The sequence below is a fragment of the Teretinema zuelzerae genome, assembly GCF_021021555.1.
In the GTDB taxonomy this organism is placed as follows: domain Bacteria; phylum Spirochaetota; class Spirochaetia; order Treponematales; family Treponemataceae; genus Teretinema; species Teretinema zuelzerae.
Genome location: NZ_JAINWA010000001.1, coordinates 1 through 18,400, shown reverse-complemented (window position 1 = coordinate 18,400; position 18,400 = coordinate 1). Strand labels below are relative to the sequence as shown.

The 18,400-nt window shown below is 38.0% G+C and carries 15 protein-coding genes and 2 pseudogenes; 12 read left to right on the top strand and 5 right to left on the bottom strand.

Annotated features, from left to right (window positions below):
- Positions 1–15 precede the first annotated feature (15 nt).
- The 5 genes from K7J14_RS00085 (at position 16) to K7J14_RS00065 (ending at position 3,598) form a co-directional block, all read left to right on the top strand.
- Positions 16–456, top strand: coding sequence for a GNAT family N-acetyltransferase (locus K7J14_RS00085; protein WP_230751999.1), 441 nt, complete (start codon positions 16–18; stop codon positions 454–456).
- A 178-nt stretch (positions 457–634) separates the two neighbouring features.
- The gene (locus tag K7J14_RS00080) at positions 635–1,015 is read left to right on the top strand and encodes a hypothetical protein (RefSeq protein ID WP_230751997.1); all 381 of its coding nucleotides are present in this window, start codon (positions 635–637) and stop codon (positions 1,013–1,015) included.
- A gap of 14 nt (positions 1,016–1,029) precedes the next feature.
- Positions 1,030–2,322 carry an ISNCY family transposase gene (locus tag K7J14_RS00075; protein ID WP_230751995.1) on the top strand — a complete coding sequence of 431 codons (1,293 nt, stop codon included), beginning with the start codon at positions 1,030–1,032 and terminating at the stop codon, positions 2,320–2,322.
- Positions 2,323–2,337: 15 nt separating this feature from the next.
- Entirely contained in the window at positions 2,338–3,084 is a 747-nt protein-coding gene (locus tag K7J14_RS00070; RefSeq protein WP_230751994.1) for a hypothetical protein, read from the top strand.
- 109 nt (positions 3,085–3,193) lie between these two features.
- Complete coding sequence (locus tag K7J14_RS00065) at positions 3,194–3,598, top strand: YHYH domain-containing protein (protein WP_230751993.1); 405 nt, start codon at positions 3,194–3,196, stop codon at positions 3,596–3,598.
- Between the two features lie 594 nt (positions 3,599–4,192).
- Here the strand turns inward: K7J14_RS00065 and K7J14_RS00060 are convergent.
- A complete protein-coding gene (locus K7J14_RS00060) occupies positions 4,193–4,900 on the bottom strand; it encodes a PilZ domain-containing protein (RefSeq protein ID WP_230751992.1) in 708 nt (235 codons plus the stop codon).
- A complete protein-coding gene (locus K7J14_RS00055; protein WP_230751991.1) occupies positions 4,878–5,324 on the bottom strand; it encodes a hypothetical protein in 447 nt (148 codons plus the stop codon). The genes K7J14_RS00060 and K7J14_RS00055 overlap by 23 nt, the downstream gene beginning before the upstream one ends.
- Positions 5,325–5,497: 173 nt before the next feature.
- On the opposite strand from K7J14_RS00055, the gene K7J14_RS00050 reads away from it, so the two are divergent.
- The 7 genes and pseudogenes from K7J14_RS00050 (at position 5,498) to K7J14_RS00020 (ending at position 14,823) form a co-directional block, all read left to right on the top strand.
- Positions 5,498–6,316 carry an ArdC-like ssDNA-binding domain-containing protein gene (locus tag K7J14_RS00050; RefSeq protein WP_230751990.1) on the top strand — a complete coding sequence of 273 codons (819 nt, stop codon included), beginning with the start codon at positions 5,498–5,500 and terminating at the stop codon, positions 6,314–6,316.
- A 104-nt stretch (positions 6,317–6,420) separates the two neighbouring features.
- Positions 6,421–11,670 carry a MuF-C-terminal domain-containing protein gene (locus K7J14_RS00045; RefSeq protein ID WP_230751989.1) on the top strand — a complete coding sequence of 1,750 codons (5,250 nt, stop codon included), beginning with the start codon at positions 6,421–6,423 and terminating at the stop codon, positions 11,668–11,670.
- A 107-nt stretch (positions 11,671–11,777) separates the two neighbouring features.
- Entirely contained in the window at positions 11,778–12,158 is a 381-nt protein-coding gene (locus K7J14_RS00040; protein WP_230751987.1) for a hypothetical protein, read from the top strand.
- A gap of 982 nt (positions 12,159–13,140) precedes the next feature.
- The gene (locus K7J14_RS00035; protein ID WP_230751986.1) at positions 13,141–13,284 is read left to right on the top strand and encodes a hypothetical protein; all 144 of its coding nucleotides are present in this window, start codon (positions 13,141–13,143) and stop codon (positions 13,282–13,284) included.
- Positions 13,256–13,876: an SIR2 family protein gene (locus K7J14_RS00030; RefSeq protein ID WP_230751985.1), complete on the top strand. Its 621-nt coding sequence runs from the start codon at positions 13,256–13,258 to the stop codon at positions 13,874–13,876. Before K7J14_RS00035 ends, K7J14_RS00030 begins: the two co-directional genes overlap by 29 nt.
- Positions 13,840–14,515, top strand: a pseudogene (locus K7J14_RS16290) (hypothetical protein). Before K7J14_RS00030 ends, K7J14_RS16290 begins: the two are co-directional and overlap by 37 nt.
- 71 nt (positions 14,516–14,586) lie before the next feature.
- Positions 14,587–14,823 carry a TIR domain-containing protein gene (locus K7J14_RS00020; RefSeq protein ID WP_230751983.1) on the top strand — a complete coding sequence of 79 codons (237 nt, stop codon included), beginning with the start codon at positions 14,587–14,589 and terminating at the stop codon, positions 14,821–14,823.
- 1,926 nt (positions 14,824–16,749) lie between these two features.
- On the opposite strand, the gene K7J14_RS00015 is transcribed toward K7J14_RS00020, so the two are convergent.
- The 3 genes and pseudogenes from K7J14_RS00015 to K7J14_RS00005 form a co-directional block, all read right to left on the bottom strand.
- Positions 16,750–17,238, bottom strand: a complete 489-nt coding sequence (locus K7J14_RS00015; protein ID WP_230751982.1) for a pilus assembly protein N-terminal domain-containing protein — start codon at positions 17,236–17,238, stop codon at positions 16,750–16,752.
- A 27-nt stretch (positions 17,239–17,265) separates the two neighbouring features.
- Positions 17,266–17,556 (bottom strand): annotated as a pseudogene (locus tag K7J14_RS00010) (Ig-like domain-containing protein); the annotation flags it as partial.
- Between the two features lie 372 nt (positions 17,557–17,928).
- A complete protein-coding gene (locus K7J14_RS00005) occupies positions 17,929–18,345 on the bottom strand; it encodes a hypothetical protein (RefSeq protein WP_230751980.1) in 417 nt (138 codons plus the stop codon).
- Between the last annotated feature and the right edge of the window lie 55 nt (positions 18,346–18,400).

The following is an 18,400-nucleotide window of genomic DNA, read 5'->3' as shown; positions in this document are numbered from 1 at the left end:
GCGATGGAGGAAAAAATGAAAGTCAGAAAAGCGTCAATTAATGATCTGCCAAAGATACTTGATTTGTATAAAGAATTGAATCCGGAAGATGATGAATTGGATTTACACAACGCGGAAGCCATTTGGAAAAAAAGCGAATTCCAACATGTGCTGACGTATTTAGTTGCGATTGAGGATAATGAAATTGTCGGAACCTGTAATATAGCAATAATCGACAATTTAACGCGATCCGGCAGGCCTTATGGAATAATTGAAAATGTCATCACTTCAATCAGACACAGAAGAAAAGGAATAGGCAAAATATTGGTGGAAAATGCCGTTGAACTAGCAAAAGCGAATAATTGCTATAAAGTAGTATTGTTAAGCAGTTCAAAAAGGATCGAAGCGCATCAATTTTATGAATCGCTTGGGTTTAATGGAAATTCAAAAAAAGGTTTTGAACTCAGGTTGCTATGAGAGATAAACCCTTTTATTGCAATGATTATCAAACGGTACAAGCGAAATAGTCGGCCTTTTTAGGAAATATAACCGGCAACGGCATCCGGCTGCTGTGCTTATAATGCGGGTTTCTAACTTCAAGTGTTATACTAAGTATCGGCTGTTCGCCGTCGGCGCAGTATTGGTTGAGGGTGCCATGAGTGTGCAAATCGCTATAGATAATTACGATGATCTTTTTTCCGATTTTGATATCAGAGGATACGAAGAACGGTATTTCTCTTCGGATTTTCTCAATGAATTAAGAATGCGGACTATCAAGTTGTTCAGTAAAAAAGAACTCGAGATTGTTTTCGTGATCGATAAAACAGAACGAAATGCAACGTATGAAGCAATTATTTCCGGAAGATTGAAGCTATTCTTCAATAACAGGTATGAAAGAAATAACAGGAAGAGAAAAAAATTGCTCTTCGATGCGGTGCTGCTTGAATTGGTCGGGATAGCGTTTATGTTGATTACTATGTATCTGTCAAGCACTTTTGATAATTTACCAATAACTAATAAAGATTCTTTTTACTAGTTATTGTAAATTATATGAAATTCTTGAAAAGAGGTAAAGTTATGGAAAATGAATTACAAAAAACCTTTGAACGAGCGTATTTCATCAAGGGTGCATGCGAAGGAATGTTTACTGTTTCTGAATGCGCTGATCGTTTGAAAATTACTCAACAACGGGTTAAACAGCTAAAACGAGCCTATAGAACGATCGGCGCAGCAGCTTTTATTCATGGGAACAAAGGACGAGCGCCTGCATCAAAAATCCCTGAGGAAATTAAAAAACGAATAGTCGAGTTAAAACAGTCTGATGCATACCGAACAACAAATTTTGTTCACTTTAGAGAATTATTAGCGGAATATGAAGGAATTCGTTATAGCAAAACAACAATAACGAATATTTTAAAAAATGCAGGTATAAAAAGTCCGAAACGACGGCGGCCAAGGAAATTAAAGCAACCGCATCCTCCAAGACCACGAAGAGAGTGTTTTGGAGAATTGCTTCAAGCAGATGCAAGTCCTTATGATTGGCTTAATACTGGAGAAAAGTATTCGCTCCACGGATATCAAGATGATGCAACAGGAAAAATCACTGGATTATACTTGTGCAAAAATGAATGTCTTCTAGGATATCTTGAAGTAACACGTCAAACACTTGAAAACCATGGAATACCTTTAAATATTTACCCGGATCGTGTAGGTGTGTTCTTTGTAAATCGAAAAGATAGGGACAAAATAAGTATAGAGGAACAATTAAAAGGGAAATCTGAAGCAAAAACACAAATGGGAGAAATTCTTGAAGAATTAGATATTTCCTTATTTCCAGCGGGATCACCCGAAGCTAAAGGAAGAATTGAGCGATTATGGCAAACACTTCAAGGGCGTTTACCGACAGAATTTCGAATACGAGGAATTAAGACAATTGAAGAAGCAAATTCTTTCTTAACACAGGTATATATAGAACAATTTAATAAACAATTTTCTGTTCCTCCTGCAAAAGATGATAGCCGATTTGTACCTTTGGAAGACACCACATTCCTGGATACGCTTTTAACAGCACGAGTTATTCGGAAAACCAATAGCCAGGGAGTGTTCTCATTCGAGAACTTTAAGTTCGTTATCGATGCACCGGAATGTCGAAACAAGCAAATTACAATTGTAATGAGCGAAAAAATTGGAATAAAAGCTATGTGCGGTAAATCGTTTTATGATATTCGTTTCTGCGATTTTTATGACAATCGTCATTTATATACTCATATGCCAGAAGTCACTCAAATTCTTATAGATAAATACCTCCGAGTAAATGCGAAAAAGGATAGCAAGGTGAGTTAACGTAAGGAGACGGCCATGGCAGAAGAAATAAAATGCCTCTTTGACCCGATTCAGCAAGCCCGTGAATATGTATGGGATGCCTGGGACTCAATAAAAACTGAAGAAAAAAAAACTATGGCGTTAAGAGCGCTTCAACTCGATCCCTTATGTTGTGATGCATACAATATCCTTGCCTTGTATGCAAAAAGTAATAAGAAACGTTTAGAATTTTATAAAAAAGGGTTGGAGAGTTTTCTTGAACGTACAAATCAAACCGAGTTTGATGAATACATAGGGAATTTCTGGAGCATACAATTCCGCCCATATCTTCGTAGTATATATGGATATGGAACAGCATTGTGGGATGAGAATCTAACCACTGATGCAATATCACAGTTTCAATATTTGCTCACACTTGATGAAACGGATCACATGGAGGCACGCGTAAAACTGATGTACTGGTTTGCGAGTAGCAAGCAATATATGGAAGCGACAGAAGAATTGTTGTTTTTTCCTAAGAACTCATATCACTATATTTTTGGAAAGCTATTTATAGAACTTCAAATAAACAATAATTATTCTGGGGTAATTAAAGCATATGAAAGGGCAACTGAAACCAATCACATCATAATCGATTTAATAACAGGAAAAATGAAAGAACCAGAGCAGTATCCAGAATCCTACAAACAAGGAAGCAAAGAGCAAGCTCTCTGTTACTATCACCAAATTAGTTCTGAATGGAAGGATTCACGAAAAAAATTACGTGCCGTAGTCATGAAATAGCTTCACATGAAGCTATTTTGGCTGTTAAGAACATAAATTATTTTATAATAGATTTGTTCAATATTTGAATAGATAATAAAGAATCTTTTGCTTGTTAAGGAAGGAACTTATGAAAAAGTCTTTAATGGTTTTATTATTTCTGAGTGTATGTGCAACACTAACATTTGGTCATAGTGGGAGAACTGATGCGAATGGAGGACACTATAACAGAAAGACAGGAACCTACCATTATCATAATGGTGGCAAATCCAGTACTCCCTCGGAAAAGGCAAAAACTTCAGAAACACCGAAAACGACAATATCCTCGTCCGACGTAGGAAGCAAGGTTCATGTTATTCAAGATGCTAATTTACGAACAGGTCCAGGGTCAACGTTTGAAATACTAAAAGTGATAAAAAAAGATTCCTATGTAACGATATTAAGTGTTGAAGGAAATTGGGCAAATGTTGAGTCGGAAGAGTTATTTGCTGGCACTGCGTGGATTTCAACTTCATTACTAAGAACGGAAAAATAGAATCATATATTTCTTTTGCAACAGGTGTTTATAACACCTGTTGCCCTGCTGCTTAATCTTCTATACAAAAAAATCATAGTAGCATGCGAGATACTATCCACAATCGTCCGGCTCTTTAATGGCCTCCCTCATGTGGATAGTATCTAGAGCAAAAATTAAGTTCCGCGACAGACAAGAAAGAATTAGCCTCACATGAAGCTATTTTCCCAAATTCGAGGTTATCAAGCTACTAATTAAATTAGCTTCACATGAAGCTAATTCTCATCAATGAAGAAGATGTGGGCTTGTCAATGATATCCTACTGGCCCGCATACAGGGCAAGATAAAGGGCGTGGTACAAGGCGGGTTAATTCTTTGTTATATATAGATATATCTGTACCACATAGATTCATTAGTACCACACTTGCGATATATTTCCTTGTATGGTATGGACTTATTTGTACCACACACCAGAAAAGTTATGATTAGAGAGAGCTAGACAAGTTTAGAAGAAAAAAAAGCCCTGAACCAGAGTGTTCAGGGCTTAATCGGTCTCAGTTAATTAGCTTCATGTGAAGCTAATTTATGGCTTGAGAGAATTAGCTTCACATGAAGCTAATTCTCGATAGATTGTTTTTGAAAGTAGTCGGCAAGACGTGAGCGAAGTACTAAATCGATTGGTTCAAAAAAACGTACCGCAATATCAACACAAGAAGTTCCGGCAATATCAATTATCTGTTTTCGCAATACGACAGCGCGAAGGGTTGCAATTTCACTGGGAGACGTAAATGGAATTTTAAGTACTAGCTTGTCGTCGCCTTCGATCAAGTTGTTTTCAATGCATAGCAATCGTGCTCCTGAAAAAGAAATATTCTGTATAGAACAATCCAATTTTGTTTCATGAAAAAAGACTTCAGTCGCCATTGGATTCATGCGAAGCGCATCTATATTCTTCTTAGATGCGCTCACGCGTACATCGGCGCGCAACCGCTGAACGTGTGTAATATCGAGAAGGGTCATCCATGTATCATGCAAAGGCGGCTCGATTGTGTCCGGTGAATAAGAAAAGGTGAATATCCAATGTCTTGTTTTTGTTTGCATAGTCGTTTCATATGATACCGGAAGTGAAAATGAATCCAATCTGGTTGTAATCTTCACGAAGGTGGGATCAATGAATTGATCTGGCTTTTCTTTTGAAATGAACGAGATATGAGATTTTGAAAAAGCAAATACAACGGAAGGTTGTATTGTGTTCGTACTATGAATTGATACACTTGCAATATCAAGACGAGATATAACATCAGGTGTGAGTAAAACATCCATGAGAAAGACTCCTTTGAAGTAATGAATCAATCGCTTCATACGATAGCTTGCCTTTTGTGAGCAAGTGTATTCCAAGTCGTGTATAAAACGAATCAGATAATGAATATGTATAATCAGGATAGTGTTCCCGAAGATATGAGACTGCGCGTTTTGTTTTATCAACCCGAGAGGCATACTGCTTAAATAGTATCGATACTGGCATGGATAAGCCAGGTAAAGAGCTTTTCCCAGTTTCAGAATTTCTTACACAATATACTCTTCGATGAGCAGGGAATGTGTAATACAGAAATAACACAGCATGAGGGGGATAGAGTAATTCAACACCGTTTGGTTTTTCAATCATGGTGTCCTCATGACCATCAGCATAGAGAGTATAAAAATGAGGTGCATTCAATATCTCAACACTCAGAATTCTATTGTTCATATAAATCACTATACAGCGAATAACAAAAAGTGCAATACAATGACATTGACGCATACAAGTGGTTGTTGTTATACTAACTACAAGCTGAACTCAACGACAGAATCAATCACTCGTTTTTTCTTACGAAACATTATTCGTGAGCATTGATTGATTTCCTCATCAGAGAGGTGTCTATGAGTATCAGAGAACGGCAGATCACTGACGAACTGTTCTATAAAAAATTTGAACGAACTTATCAAAATCTTACATTAACCGGAAAAGCACCATGGCTCAAAGAAGGAAAGATTGAACGTGATATAGCGTACAATCCAACTTCCGGAGTTATATTTAAAGGCGTTAATGCACTCATGCTCGAAATGAGTGCTGCTGAGCAAGGCTTCAAAGAATCCAGATGGTTATCAGAAAGCGAAGTCAATAATCTGAAATTACGTGTTCGCCCAGGAATGGAACCAACACCCATTGCCTATGTAAACCGTTACGCTCATGCAACTGATGTACATCCTTCAACTGGAAAAGCATTCGACGAAAAACATCCGAAACAGAAATACTACTACATGTACAATATTGAACAACTGAAAGAGTATTCTTTAATACGAGAATCAGGCTTAACACTTGATCGAGCACTGGTTCAAGAAAAGATTAAAACAGTTGTAGAGAATACCAAGACAAATCGGTTTCCCGAAATACTTGATAAGGTAAGTAGTAGTGCAGAACAGAAGATAACGGATGAAAAAGCACGGCTTATCGCTCAAGAACTTTCACGTTATCGTATGACTCAAGAATTCAAAGGAAATTTTATTCCACAGGCTCCACTACTTGCCATGAAGGATGCTTCAATTAAAACACACGGAGCTACACTTCTTACAACCTTATATCACGCAGAAGTTGCAAAAGATCGTTTTATCTCCCGAGGTATGAATCTTGAAAATGATAAAGTGCGAACAGTCGCACGAACTAGACAACAAGAACATCAACAAGGGCTTTCACTGTAAGAAATGTAACAATTTAAATAATTAGCTTCATATGAAGCTAATTATTTTTTTATCCCACCTGAGCAATCATTCTTTTAACAACTGTTCGATGGAGCAAAAATACAATGAGCGATTCTGACTTTAGACAAGCTTCAAGCAATACTTATAAATATATCCCTTCAGTCGGAGCTGATGGTTTTATTGATTACACGGGAGTAGAACCGGATAAAGTTTACCTTGCAAACCGGAAAACAATACTGGAAGAAGAATACCCTTCCTATCTTCCACCAGTACACATACGAAGAAATACCAACTATGACATTCCTGCGTACAAGGTACGTGATAATGTGTATTTACTTCGTGAATCCGATGAATTACGGCGTGATGAGAATGGCAAACTCCATAATCCACGTATCTATAAAGTCTCGCTTGATGTATATGCCGCCTTGGTCAATTATCATCTTGAGTTTGACCGTGCCGCCTTCGTAGCAGTCGCAAAGCTAAACGAAGAGTCACGTGCAAAAGCGTTAAAAGAGGGAATAAATGAATACCCTGCAATAAGAGAAAAAGATATACCAATAATCCCTGGTAGATTTGATGCACGTTCAATAAGTAACACGTACACCCATAGATACCCGCATATAGAACATAAACCATCCAGGGTTTCCTTAAAGAGCACTAAAAGCGGACGAATGGGGGTAGAAGCCTTTTATTTCATTCAAGACATGAATAACGCGTATGGAGGAACATTAAATCGGGGCGGCATATTTAGAATGCACCGTGAATGCCTTGATGATGTTAACCAGAAAATACTCGATATGGAGCTACAGAAGGCCGACTGGGAATCGACCTGGACTAAGGGTCGGGAAACCTCGTATGGGGATACAAATCTTGATGATTCGTTGCTGCAAACGTATGGCATACGGGTTAAACGACAGAACGGTGAGAATATATCCAAAAAGGAGATTGAGGAGCTAAAAATAGCTCTTGATCGAGTTCATTCAGTATTTGGAAATATCTCTGATGTTTCACAAGCATGGGGGCTAAAAGTAAGCCATGCAGGAAACACAAAGATGCACGCTTCAAAGTATATCGGTCTTTTTACCCCGTACTATCGGGCAATCGGTATTTCCTTTGCTGGAGGTGAAGCCGAAGCAAGCCTGACGGCAATTCACGAATATGCGCACTTTATGGATCATTTGTCCGGCAAAGAACTAAATGCATGGCACGCTTCCGATATTCCAGGAACTCTTGAAAACCAAATTGCGGTGGAATTCCGTGGACAGATGATAGATGTAAAAGGCGCATATTGGAGCAGAACGTGTGAGTGTTTTGCCCGTGCGATAGAAGAGTATGCACAGATCACGCATATTCGTGAACAAGAGGTGGTTGACAACTTTTCGATAGACTCTATAAACAAAATCAATGAAAAAATAGCGAAGCCCGGTAGTGTGAAATATCTTCCTTTCAAAGAAAATATAGAACCTTTGGTTAATAGACTTTTAGAGCAGTATAGAGAGCGTTATACAAGTAAACAGCAAGAGGTGAGTAAGTCCGGTCTTGTTCTGGAAAATACTACGAGCAAAGCTATTCCTGCTATTCCTCAGGAAGTCACTATCGAAGAGCTTCAAAAAGAGATCTATAGCCTGGCCGTGGAAAAAAACAGACTTGAGAAAGAAGCGAGAAGTATAACTGAAAAAATAAATGAAGAACGCAGAATTCTTTTCGAGCAGGAATTGAAAAGAATCAGTACAGAAATAGGAGCCATTGATAGGAAGCTATTATTGCAAAGTGAATCAGGCGGTGCTGAAGAACTAGCACGCAACCTCGAAGGACAAAAAAAGGAACTTGCTGAAAGATACAATGCCGTTCGATATGATTTTACTCCAGAAAGCGAAAGCCTAAGAGCGTATCGTGAAAAGGAAACGCAACTACATTCAAGCCTACAAGAAATCGATAAAGAAGGTATGCGACTTACCCTCAAGTTGATGGAACTTGAGAAGAAGGAAGAGGAAAGAAAAAAGGAAGAAAAGGAACATTCTCTACTGACGGGTACGTTTACTCAGCTAGAGTTATTTGAAAAGGCGGCAGAATATAGTGCGCAAGAGAGGGAAGAAGGGAGAAGTGTTACTGAAATAATCGAAGGAGATCCCACGATAACGAGGGAGCATATTCGAGAGGTAAAGGCAGCGCAAAGAAAATATACCAAGGGGATTCTCAAGGGAACAAAAAGCGGATTATGGACAGCCTTTAGAGATTTCAAAAAGCACGGTATTTTTGATATTCAAGGCGCTCAGGTGGCAACCGGTCAAGATGGAAAAATTACCCGTGAAGGATGGGAGCAACTTCACCAAGCATTACATATTTATCGCGATAAACGATTTGAAACATTCCGTGTGCTTTTCGTCACCCCTGATGGGGTTATCACTGACCAGTTAGCGATTTCCAGCTATTTACCCACAAAAGTGGCTCTTTTTTCACTCACTAGTGAACTGGGAGAGCACGTTAAAGACTATGCTGTACGAACAAATACTAAAATTGTATTTGTCCATAATCATCCTTCAGGGAATGTGTCTCAAACACCACAAGATGAAGCAATCACCAAAGACCTTGAATCAACATTGATCGGGACAGATGGGCGGCCTCTTTTACTTGGTCATATTATTCTTGACCATGATTCTTTTGGATTATACGAATCGAATACCTGGGATACCATTCATGTTAAGACTCAGGGGCGTGATCCACTACTAAAAACACGATTACCGGAGTTTACTCAAGAGAAAATCATTAATCCGATGGTATTGCGCGATATAGCCGAAAAAATCAATGAAAATGATAGATGGAATAATACGGACTGGGTTCCTGTAGCATTTACCAGTGCCGATGCTCGAATTGGAGGCATACGGTATTACTCAAAAGAATGGTTTGAAACCGTCTCTTCCAATGACATGGCGAGACAATTTCAGACTATAAGCGTTCAAACAGGTGCACTATGGGCATTTCCAATTCTTTCAGATGAACTTGCTCAGGACACCCTTTTATGCACTGCTATCAAAGAGCACATGAAAGAAGGGTGTTTCATGGACTTCTATATTGCCGGAGCCACATCAGAAGAATTTGACCTCCATCATTATAGAGGCTCTTATTTCTCGTTTATGTCACAAGCAGAGGTAAAGGAGCGAACAACGACCGATGCGACTTTCGCGCTTGAAGGACTAACTGTAATTACACAAACAACGGATGAGTCTGTAGCATCAAAAGTTTTGGAAGAATATAACGGAAAAGAACGTAATGAGAACCTCTTCCGAACGGACATTACCGCTGGACTTTTTGCAGCTCTTGAGGGTATCTCACGAGCGGATATAGGTAAACCAAATGTGTTTATCACTATCACAGAAAAGACACCTTTCGCCCTTACAGTAAATGGGTTACCTGACACAAAAATAGCTATGTACCGCGATAAAATTGCACGTGCGTTGTATCTGGAGCCGGTACAGCCTGGCCAACGGTTCCAACATGGGCATTCCGATGGACTGGATAAAAATATCATTAAGAGGGTCTTCAAGGAGCTTGCAAACCCATATTACGTGTTTGCGTCGAGAGATGGAGCTTCACTGGTGGGGGTGTATGACATTCAAGATAAAAACGGCGAGCCCGTTATTATTTCATTCCGACATAAAAATGCAGACCACCAAGTAGAGGCAAACTGGATCACTTCGCTCTATGGGAAAAATGAAGCGGGAATTGAACGATGGGCACAGGATGGTCTTTTACGATATGTAAACGACAAAGAAAAAGCGACTGAATTGACCTTTACGCTCCAAATGCGAGTTAAGTCCAATTCAGTCGCTTACAGTAAAAATATAATACGTAAATCTGAGCTTGTCAACAGTGGTTTTGTACAAGAATCACAACAAGAATATTCAAGAGGAAATGGAGGAAGAACGATGGAAGATAACAGAAAAGAAGCAAATTCATTGGAGTCTTTTGTGTTAACCAATGAGCAGGACAGAAAGCATTTTTATGTAAGCATCGGTATTGACCCTGCTGAACCCTTGTTTCCCGAAGGGAAATCATTACAAGACATTACTTCGGTTATGGCGGGGCCGCTAGCTCATGATGAGTCAGGCTTTGTCAGCCAGAAAGAATATGTATTATCAGCAGATGACGTTTTATATGCAGCATTTGTTTCTGATATAGACCATGAACAGGGTACGCCACTTTCGTCTATACACGGACTTGATAGTTTTCTAGTCAAAAAAAACTTCAGTCTCGATGGTATAGAACAAGGAAATTACTTATTCAATAAAGCGCTCGCTGAAAGAGAGAGATACCTCGAAATACAGAAAGACCTGAAAAACCCTCAACAGACTGAAGTTAAAGAAGCGATAGAAGAACCTAAAAAGTCGTATAATCAGCTACACACAGAACGGATTCTTGCTTCGCTTAAGTCAAGTTCCGCCCCCTTCCTTGGTCAACCGGCTAAGAATGCTTCCATAACACTTGTACCACAAGCAATCCGTTCTGCAGAAACAGGAAGAGCGTTTCGTGGAATGAATCAAATCATTGCGCAAATTATGACACAGGAAGCAGGAGGAAAAGACTACGAGCTTATTACCTACGAACAGGCAAAACGGCATGGGGCAGGTATTAAGAAAGGTTCTGTAGGGATAAATCTTACAACATTTGATGTTGCAACCAAACATCAGAATGTCTATCGCTATTATCCTAAATCGTCTGTATATAATCAGGAAAAACTTCCAAAATTACCAGAACAGAACAAGAATCCTGAAATTATTGTCGAGTGTAATGAAACAACACCAGATAAATATCTTGGTAAGTATCTAGCGGCAACATCTCTCGGTGCTCGATTTGAAACTACGAAAGACACGATGGAGGCATTTCAGAAGAACCTTGAGGAAGATCTCAAACGATCTTATGATGAGAAGTGTTATACCAGAATTTTCGAGCTTGGGAATAAAGCGAGCGTGATTTGTCAAAATACCATGAGTGAAATTGGACAACAAGCACGTGACGGAGAAAAAATCAGGCAAAAGGTGAGTGAAAGCAGATCTAGATATGAGCCATACAACCCGGTTACAGGGGAGAAGTTTGTTGGTTTGGCCGCAAAAAAAGCTCAGCATGTTATGGGGATGAGCAATTCTCATGATCCACGATTCTTAGAGCTTTCCGATATATTGAAGGCCGGATTAAAACTAAAAGAGGCTGTAAAAGAGCCCTTGGTTATCTCTGATAATGGTAAGTCACGATTTTTCTATAATGCGAAAGATGTTGAAGGGGTACCACCTATCAAGATTAAGACAATTAGCCTGAGTCAACAACGAAGTAAAACCGATGCGGAGCTGCAATTATGAGAAACAGACCTCTTGTGCTATTACTCATATGTCTTTCCCTCTTAAACATTGGGTGTAAGAAATTTCAAAGTCGCTCTTCACAAGAAAATCCGTATGTAGGAACATGGATGAGTACATATGTATATAAATCTGGATATACAAACTCATATTTTATGCCAGTCGCAATTAAACTTGTAGAGCACGTGATGACTGTAAACGATGACGGAACCTTTGAACAAAGTGTTATTCTACAATATGTCGATGATACAGTCTCCATATCTTCATATTCTGGTACATACACATTTTCAGATACTGAAATAACTCTTCAAACGACAAGAGGATTCTCAGATAATGATATTATTCCCGAAGACAGACTTCCTGGTAATGAATCATATCTCAGGCAGAAAAAAAGCATAACAGCAAAGGAGGTATACTTCTCAGAATCGCCAGAAAGAGATGAGTATAATCAGCTTAAATATCCAATCATTCTTACTTATACCAAAAAATAGTGTATAAACATCACTTTGGAGAATCTTTGATCACCCAACTTTAATGTAGGTACTATCATATAAAGGCCAGTACATAGGTACTGGCCTTTCTTGTTGATAACACTTACGAACCACTTGAATATCACTCAAATACCTATTACAGAAGTAAGAATTACAATAATACCCACAATGTGCCAAAATACGATACCCTTGTTGTTCATGCAATAGAATTCACTCAATCAACAAGGATGAAAACAATCTGGTTTTTCAAAAAGGCAGTGTTAAATTAAACCCTACTTTTCTTATAGGGAGTAAGAATCCTAAGAAAGCACACTTGTTAACTAATACATACTCCGAATAGTTGAAAAAAAGAAGATCGAATCTTCTGGATATCAGTAATAAGACTAATAAGGCATTAGAAATATTCTAAATAGTGGAAATTCAAAGATCAAAATGAAGAACTTAGGTTTAAGTCAACACAAAGAATAACTATATAAAATAAAATCAGTGACATTTTTTTAGATCATGTTATACTGATCAGTAGAAAACCCTTTGAAGTGTATGAATTCACAACAAAGATTTACTTGAGGATACTATATGTAATAACTATTCATTAACTAATGATTTTTTGTGGTTCTTTACTAGTTTCTTTTAACATATTTTATCAAAACCATATTAATGTCCTAAAACAAGATAATATTGATTCTTTTCATGTACACAAGAAGATTCTACATGGACAAACAAGCAACTGTGAATCTATCACTCCAGACAAGCTACATACGAGAATTGTTAGATTCGTAGTTTCTATCAATCTTATTTTTTCAATCTATATTTATCATATTATCTTGTTGTTTAACATAAACATATTATTTATTGAGAACAGCCAAATAGTTGTTCGACGGACGCCTGCGGCGCAATGAGATGAAAAAATTACACCTATTTTGTTTTCCGCTTTATGCTCAATAGATTATAGAAAATTTGTATTAAATGAAGGAGTAATAGAATGAAATTAGATAGGGATATTGAATCGTTTATAAATAACTATGTAAAAGCGTTGAAAGAAAAAAATGCTGTAGCGTTTATTGGATCAGGAATGTCGGTATCTCAAGGTTTTTCGATTGGAAAAACTATTAAAACCAGTTGCTGATAAGCTTGGGCTTGACATTAATGATGAGCAACATGATTTAACTTCATTGGCTCAATTTTTTGTTGACGATCATGGAGGAGTTAGGGGAGAACTAGACCAAATACTTGTCGAAGAATATGGTAAAACAAAAATGTCAGTCTCTGATAATCATCGGATTCTAGCTAGACTTCCAATTCAAATATATTGGACCACCAATTATGATAGACTAATTGAAAACGCATTATTAGAACAGGGTAAAACACCTGATATTAAAAAAGCACAATCAGATTTGACAGTAAATCTACCAAAGCGAGATGCAATTATATACAAAATGCATGGAGATATTGAAACTGTATCTGAAACAGTTCTAACAAAACATGAGTATGAAGATTATAATAAAAAAAGAGAATTGTTTAGTAATGCATTTAAAAGTGACTATGTTTCTAGAACATTTTTATTTATCGGATTCAGTTTTACTGATCCCAATCTTGACTACTTAATTAGTCGTATAAGAACAACATTAGGCCAGAATATAAAACCAGACTATTATTTCATAAAAAAGAAACGGATACAAGATTGCAGAGAAGGCAAGAACTTAGAGCGAACTCCTTAAAAAAATACGGATTAAATCCATTATGGATAAATGAATATCCCGAAATAACTACAATTCTTAAGGAAGTAGAATCTAGATTTTTACGGACAACAATTTTAATATCAGGTAGCGCTGAAAATTATGGAAGTTTTGGTGAAAAAAGAGCTGTAGAACTTCTACATGACTTAGCAAGTCTCTTTCAAATAATTCATACAAGATTCTGACAGGCTTTGGCTGGGGTGTTGGTAGTGCTGTAATTAACGGGGTTTTAGATAATATGGAAAGTGAAAGAAATCAAAACATGGACAATTACTTAATTATGAGACCTTTCCCTCAATTTGAAACTCACGGAAAAAACTTAAAAGAATTATGGGTCGAATATCGAAAAGATTTATACCCTTAGCTGGTATTGCAATTTTTGTTTTTGGAAACAGAAAGAACAAAACTACCGGAGTTCTTGAAGAAGCAACTGGAGTAATTGATGAGTTCAACATTGCTTTTGAGAATGGACTCTTATTAATTCCTATTGGAGCCACAGGATTTGTGTCAAAATGCCTTTGGGATCAAATTATTGCTTCATTTAAGGATTCTTTCCTAATCATGAATATTTACTTGACGATTTCAAACTACTTGGTGATACTACTATTGATAACTCAGTGATAATTAAAACCGTTTTAAAAATAATCAATACATTGAATTCAAGGCAATAGAACACAAAAAGGAGCATTTATATGGCAACAAAAAGAAGAGTTTTTTACAGTTTTCATTACGACAACGATGTTTTTAGAGTTCAACAAATTAGGAACATGGGTGCTATTGATGGAGATGAACCTGTCTCGAAGAATGACTGGGAAACAGTAAAGAAAGGTGGGGATAAAGCAATTGAAAAATGGATTGATGAAAATATGGATGGAAAAAGTTGTGTAGTTGTTCTTATAGGTGAAGATACTTATAAAGACCGTGGTTAAACATGAAATTGTAAAAGCTTGGAATGAAAAAAGAGGGCTGTTGGTATTTACATACATAATTTGAAAGACCCAAAAACAGGAACTTGCTATAAGGGAACAACCCTTTTGAACAATTTACTTGTAATAGTGGTAAAAAATTATCTGATTATGTAGAATGTTATAATCCTAAAAGTACAGACGCTTATAATGATATAAAAGAAAATCTTGCAGACTGGATTGAAAAAGCAATTGAAGACAGAAAATAAGCTCTAACTCAGACCAATATTTTTTCACGATTAATAAAGTGTATATATGTGGTCTATCAATTGTAAGATTTATTGGATATCTGAATTTATAAGGATGTGAAACTATATAATAGGCCAATAATATCGTCGAACAACTGCTTCAACCTACATTGCTATTGTCACACTTTTTGCTAGTCGTCGCTTTGCTCCTCGGCAAAAAGTGCGCCAATGTACGCAATGCAGGTTAAGCAAATGTTCAGCAGATAATAATACAAAAATCGAAATTAAGACATGAAATTACATATTAACTCAGAATTAATAATTCTGAACTAAGTAATTTGCGTATTACGGTTACAAAAAAGGCCGTCTGTTGGGACGGCCTTATAAGGTAGTACTTACTATTTAGTACACTTTCTTGTCTCTACAACAATCGGAATCTGGAAGGCTTGATTTCCGCTTGGCCGTACAACCGTTCCATTAATATACCGGCTGTTACTGTGCTGATAATCGATTATCAAGTGATGGTACTTTTGCAGCTTCATTTATATCCATGCAGACCAGGTTCCATGATGATCATACCACTTCCCCAACTTTATACGAATATCTTTGTTCATGTTCTGGCCAATAATAATCTGTATTGGCTTTATAGTCAGATTCAGACATTCGTAACGGAGTAGAACGCTCTTGCCTAACAAAAGTTGGAGACCATGTTGTAATTGACGTCCAGCTTGAGTTACCGTTTCCGTTCGGAAGATTTGGTGAAATATAGGCATTATACCCAGTATGAGTCCCGCCATCATCTTTATAGCGAACAAATACAAGTTATTTCCGAATGAAGCATACCAGTATTGGTTATCACCATTATACACTGCATGTTCCCATCTTACTGTTAGCCGGTCATTATCTTTTTGAAATATGTATCATGAGTAACAAGCCGTTTCATAAATAATGTAATCTACCGTATGCTTGACATTCCACAGTCTGTTGACGGTTGACTTAGCACTATTGGAGTCGGAGATGAAGTTGCATTAACATATTGCACATTGCTAATTGAGTATGAAGCGTCTCTTCTACAACGGACAAAGAGACTGATACATCTTCTCCATCACCTAAGACCAACATACCACCTTCAGCGTTATACCTTGAATACGATCCTTGCTTGGAGATTATCACTGGTTTTACTGTAAGGCGGCTATATCCGAAATTTAGGCTACAGGTCTGTGTTCCGAATTTGTAATTATTATACACATTTGTTGCTGAAACCGAGAAATTAGCGGTTCCTTCCTTTGTTGGACGTATGTAAATCTCCCGTTTAGTCTTATCAATGGTATATGTTGCAATATCATTATCAATGAGCAAATCAATGCGAGCATCAGCAGGGTTTACCTCATAACTAATTATGTACAATTGTGGGTTTGATGAATCATATTTTGGTCAGTCTTAAATAAGCGTCTTATTTATGCTCAGCTTATAATCCCAAGCACAAGTAATATTGATACTTGCGCTCATACTGTTCGCTGTTCCGGAAAGTTTTGTAACTCCTTCGGAAAGGCCTGTAACGGTCACTGTTTTTGAGCTCGTATCAACAGCGTACGTTACAAAATCATTTGAATTGGTCATCCAATTTATCGAAGCATCCTCAGGAATCAAGACATACTTGAAAGTCTTCTTTTGACCAGGTTGTAGACGCATTGACTGGGTATCAAAAACTGAATTGCCTTGATGCAGCTATCAACACATCACATTTAGCTGTTTTTCCCTTGAACTCGGCCGTAACCGTGGTTTTTCCGGTAGATAAGGCATAAAGGGCGACTGTTTTCCCGCTTCCGAGAATTGACACGATCTCAGCACCACCGACCTTATCAGCGCTCCATGTAATAGCTTTATAGTCCTCGCTTGTACCAAGATCTATATTTGCAGATATTTCAACCGTTTTACCGGTCTCTGTTGCTATATAGTTCTTGTTTAGCGAGATTCCAGCATTTGATCCTTCTACCTGTACATGTATGGTATAGATAGTTGATGTCTTCGGGTGAGAAATCCGTATGGACGTTTCACCGGCTTTTAACGGCTTAACGATGATATTTGATCCAGAGGTGCCTATAAGACTTGCAATAGATGGATCAGTAATTTTTCCATTGTAGATTATACTGGTCTGGAGTCGAGATTCCCTCTCCGACAATCGAAGCACTCACAGATCTCTGAGAATCAGTAATTTTCATCGCAAGGACATTGGTTTGAGACGTAATATAGGAGCTGTCATCTCAGTAGCTTTCTTAACATAAATCATTAAGTCGCTTTTAGCTCCGGAAGGGCTTGTAGCAGTAACAATCGCTGTTCCAGTTGCAAGAGCAGTTACCTGAGCGACCTTATTAGTGCCAGTGATTGTTACAATCTTTGAGTTGTCAGTTGCATAGGTAACTCTACCGGAATACTCTCCTTCGATAGCCGGAACCTGCATTGCAACAAATTGAGTCGTACCTTCAGCAATCGTCATTGATGACTGAGAAAAAGCAAATTGAGAATATTCGGTGACCTGACAATTATCTTCCCATCATACGGAGATTTTGGATGCGAGATAGTTATTTCAGCTTTTCCTTTGTCGGGGCGTTATGACCGCTGTATTTGCAGAATAGGTAAGGTCTATAACATTATAGTTATCCGCTCCATACAAAGCCATATTTATCTTCAGCTGTACCGCCAACTAAGGTAGCTGTGACAGTTTGTGCTGAATCAGCAGGTTTCATTGATACAATTGGAAGCGAAGGGTTTATAGAGGTTTGAAGATGGGGCCGCTTCATCAACAATTACCACCAAGGGGAATGGATATGTCGATTTGGATGAGTGACAGTAAGACGGCACTCTCCAGCGGAAATACCTTTCACGACTGCGCTTTGACCATTCGAGGTAAGCTGAATAAGATCTCCACGATCAACCGTCCACAAAAATGTTGGTTATCCGATTCACTTCCACCAGCGAGTGTCACTGAAAGCGTTTTAGAAGATCCTCCCTTGGTAACGGAAAGAATGTTTTGGCTTGATGTGATGTAAGGACTTGAGGCTGCGTCTTGGAGTGTATTTGATATAATTACAGTAATATCAAGCGGATAAACACAGGAGGCGTGCTTCACTGTAACACGAGCGACACCCGCACTGATTCCTGATAATACCGCAGTTCCACCATTATCAACGATTTGCAGGATAGAGGGGTTGTCAGAAGTCCAAGCATAATCCGCAGCACTTGTTTCAGATGTACCTGATAAACGAACACTTACGGTTTGTTGAGTACCGGTTACCATCCGAACAACGTTTTGTGTGTAGTAAGATAGGAAAGTCCATCAATATCTGCTTGAG

Bases quoted from the DNA above. Each gene is read 5' to 3' on its own strand.
- K7J14_RS00085 (WP_230751999.1), top strand. From the start codon at position 16: ATGAAAGTCAGAAAAGCGTCAATTAATGATCTGCCAAAGATACTTGAT.
- K7J14_RS00080 (WP_230751997.1), top strand. From the start codon at position 635: ATGAGTGTGCAAATCGCTATAGATAATTACGATGATCTTTTTTCCGAT.
- K7J14_RS00075 (WP_230751995.1), top strand. From the start codon at position 1,030: ATGAAATTCTTGAAAAGAGGTAAAGTTATGGAAAATGAATTACAAAAA.
- K7J14_RS00070 (WP_230751994.1), top strand. From the start codon at position 2,338: ATGGCAGAAGAAATAAAATGCCTCTTTGACCCGATTCAGCAAGCCCGT.
- K7J14_RS00065 (WP_230751993.1), top strand. From the start codon at position 3,194: ATGAAAAAGTCTTTAATGGTTTTATTATTTCTGAGTGTATGTGCAACA.
- K7J14_RS00060 (WP_230751992.1), bottom strand. From the start codon at position 4,900: ATGGATGTTTTACTCACACCTGATGTTATATCTCGTCTTGATATTGCA.
- K7J14_RS00055 (WP_230751991.1), bottom strand. From the start codon at position 5,324: ATGAACAATAGAATTCTGAGTGTTGAGATATTGAATGCACCTCATTTT.
- K7J14_RS00050 (WP_230751990.1), top strand. From the start codon at position 5,498: ATGAGTATCAGAGAACGGCAGATCACTGACGAACTGTTCTATAAAAAA.
- K7J14_RS00045 (WP_230751989.1), top strand. From the start codon at position 6,421: ATGAGCGATTCTGACTTTAGACAAGCTTCAAGCAATACTTATAAATAT.
- K7J14_RS00040 (WP_230751987.1), top strand. From the start codon at position 11,778: ATGAGTACATATGTATATAAATCTGGATATACAAACTCATATTTTATG.
- K7J14_RS00035 (WP_230751986.1), top strand. From the start codon at position 13,141: ATGAAATTAGATAGGGATATTGAATCGTTTATAAATAACTATGTAAAA.
- K7J14_RS00020 (WP_230751983.1), top strand. From the start codon at position 14,587: ATGGCAACAAAAAGAAGAGTTTTTTACAGTTTTCATTACGACAACGAT.
- K7J14_RS00005 (WP_230751980.1), bottom strand. From the start codon at position 18,345: ATGGTAACCGGTACTCAACAAACCGTAAGTGTTCGTTTATCAGGTACA.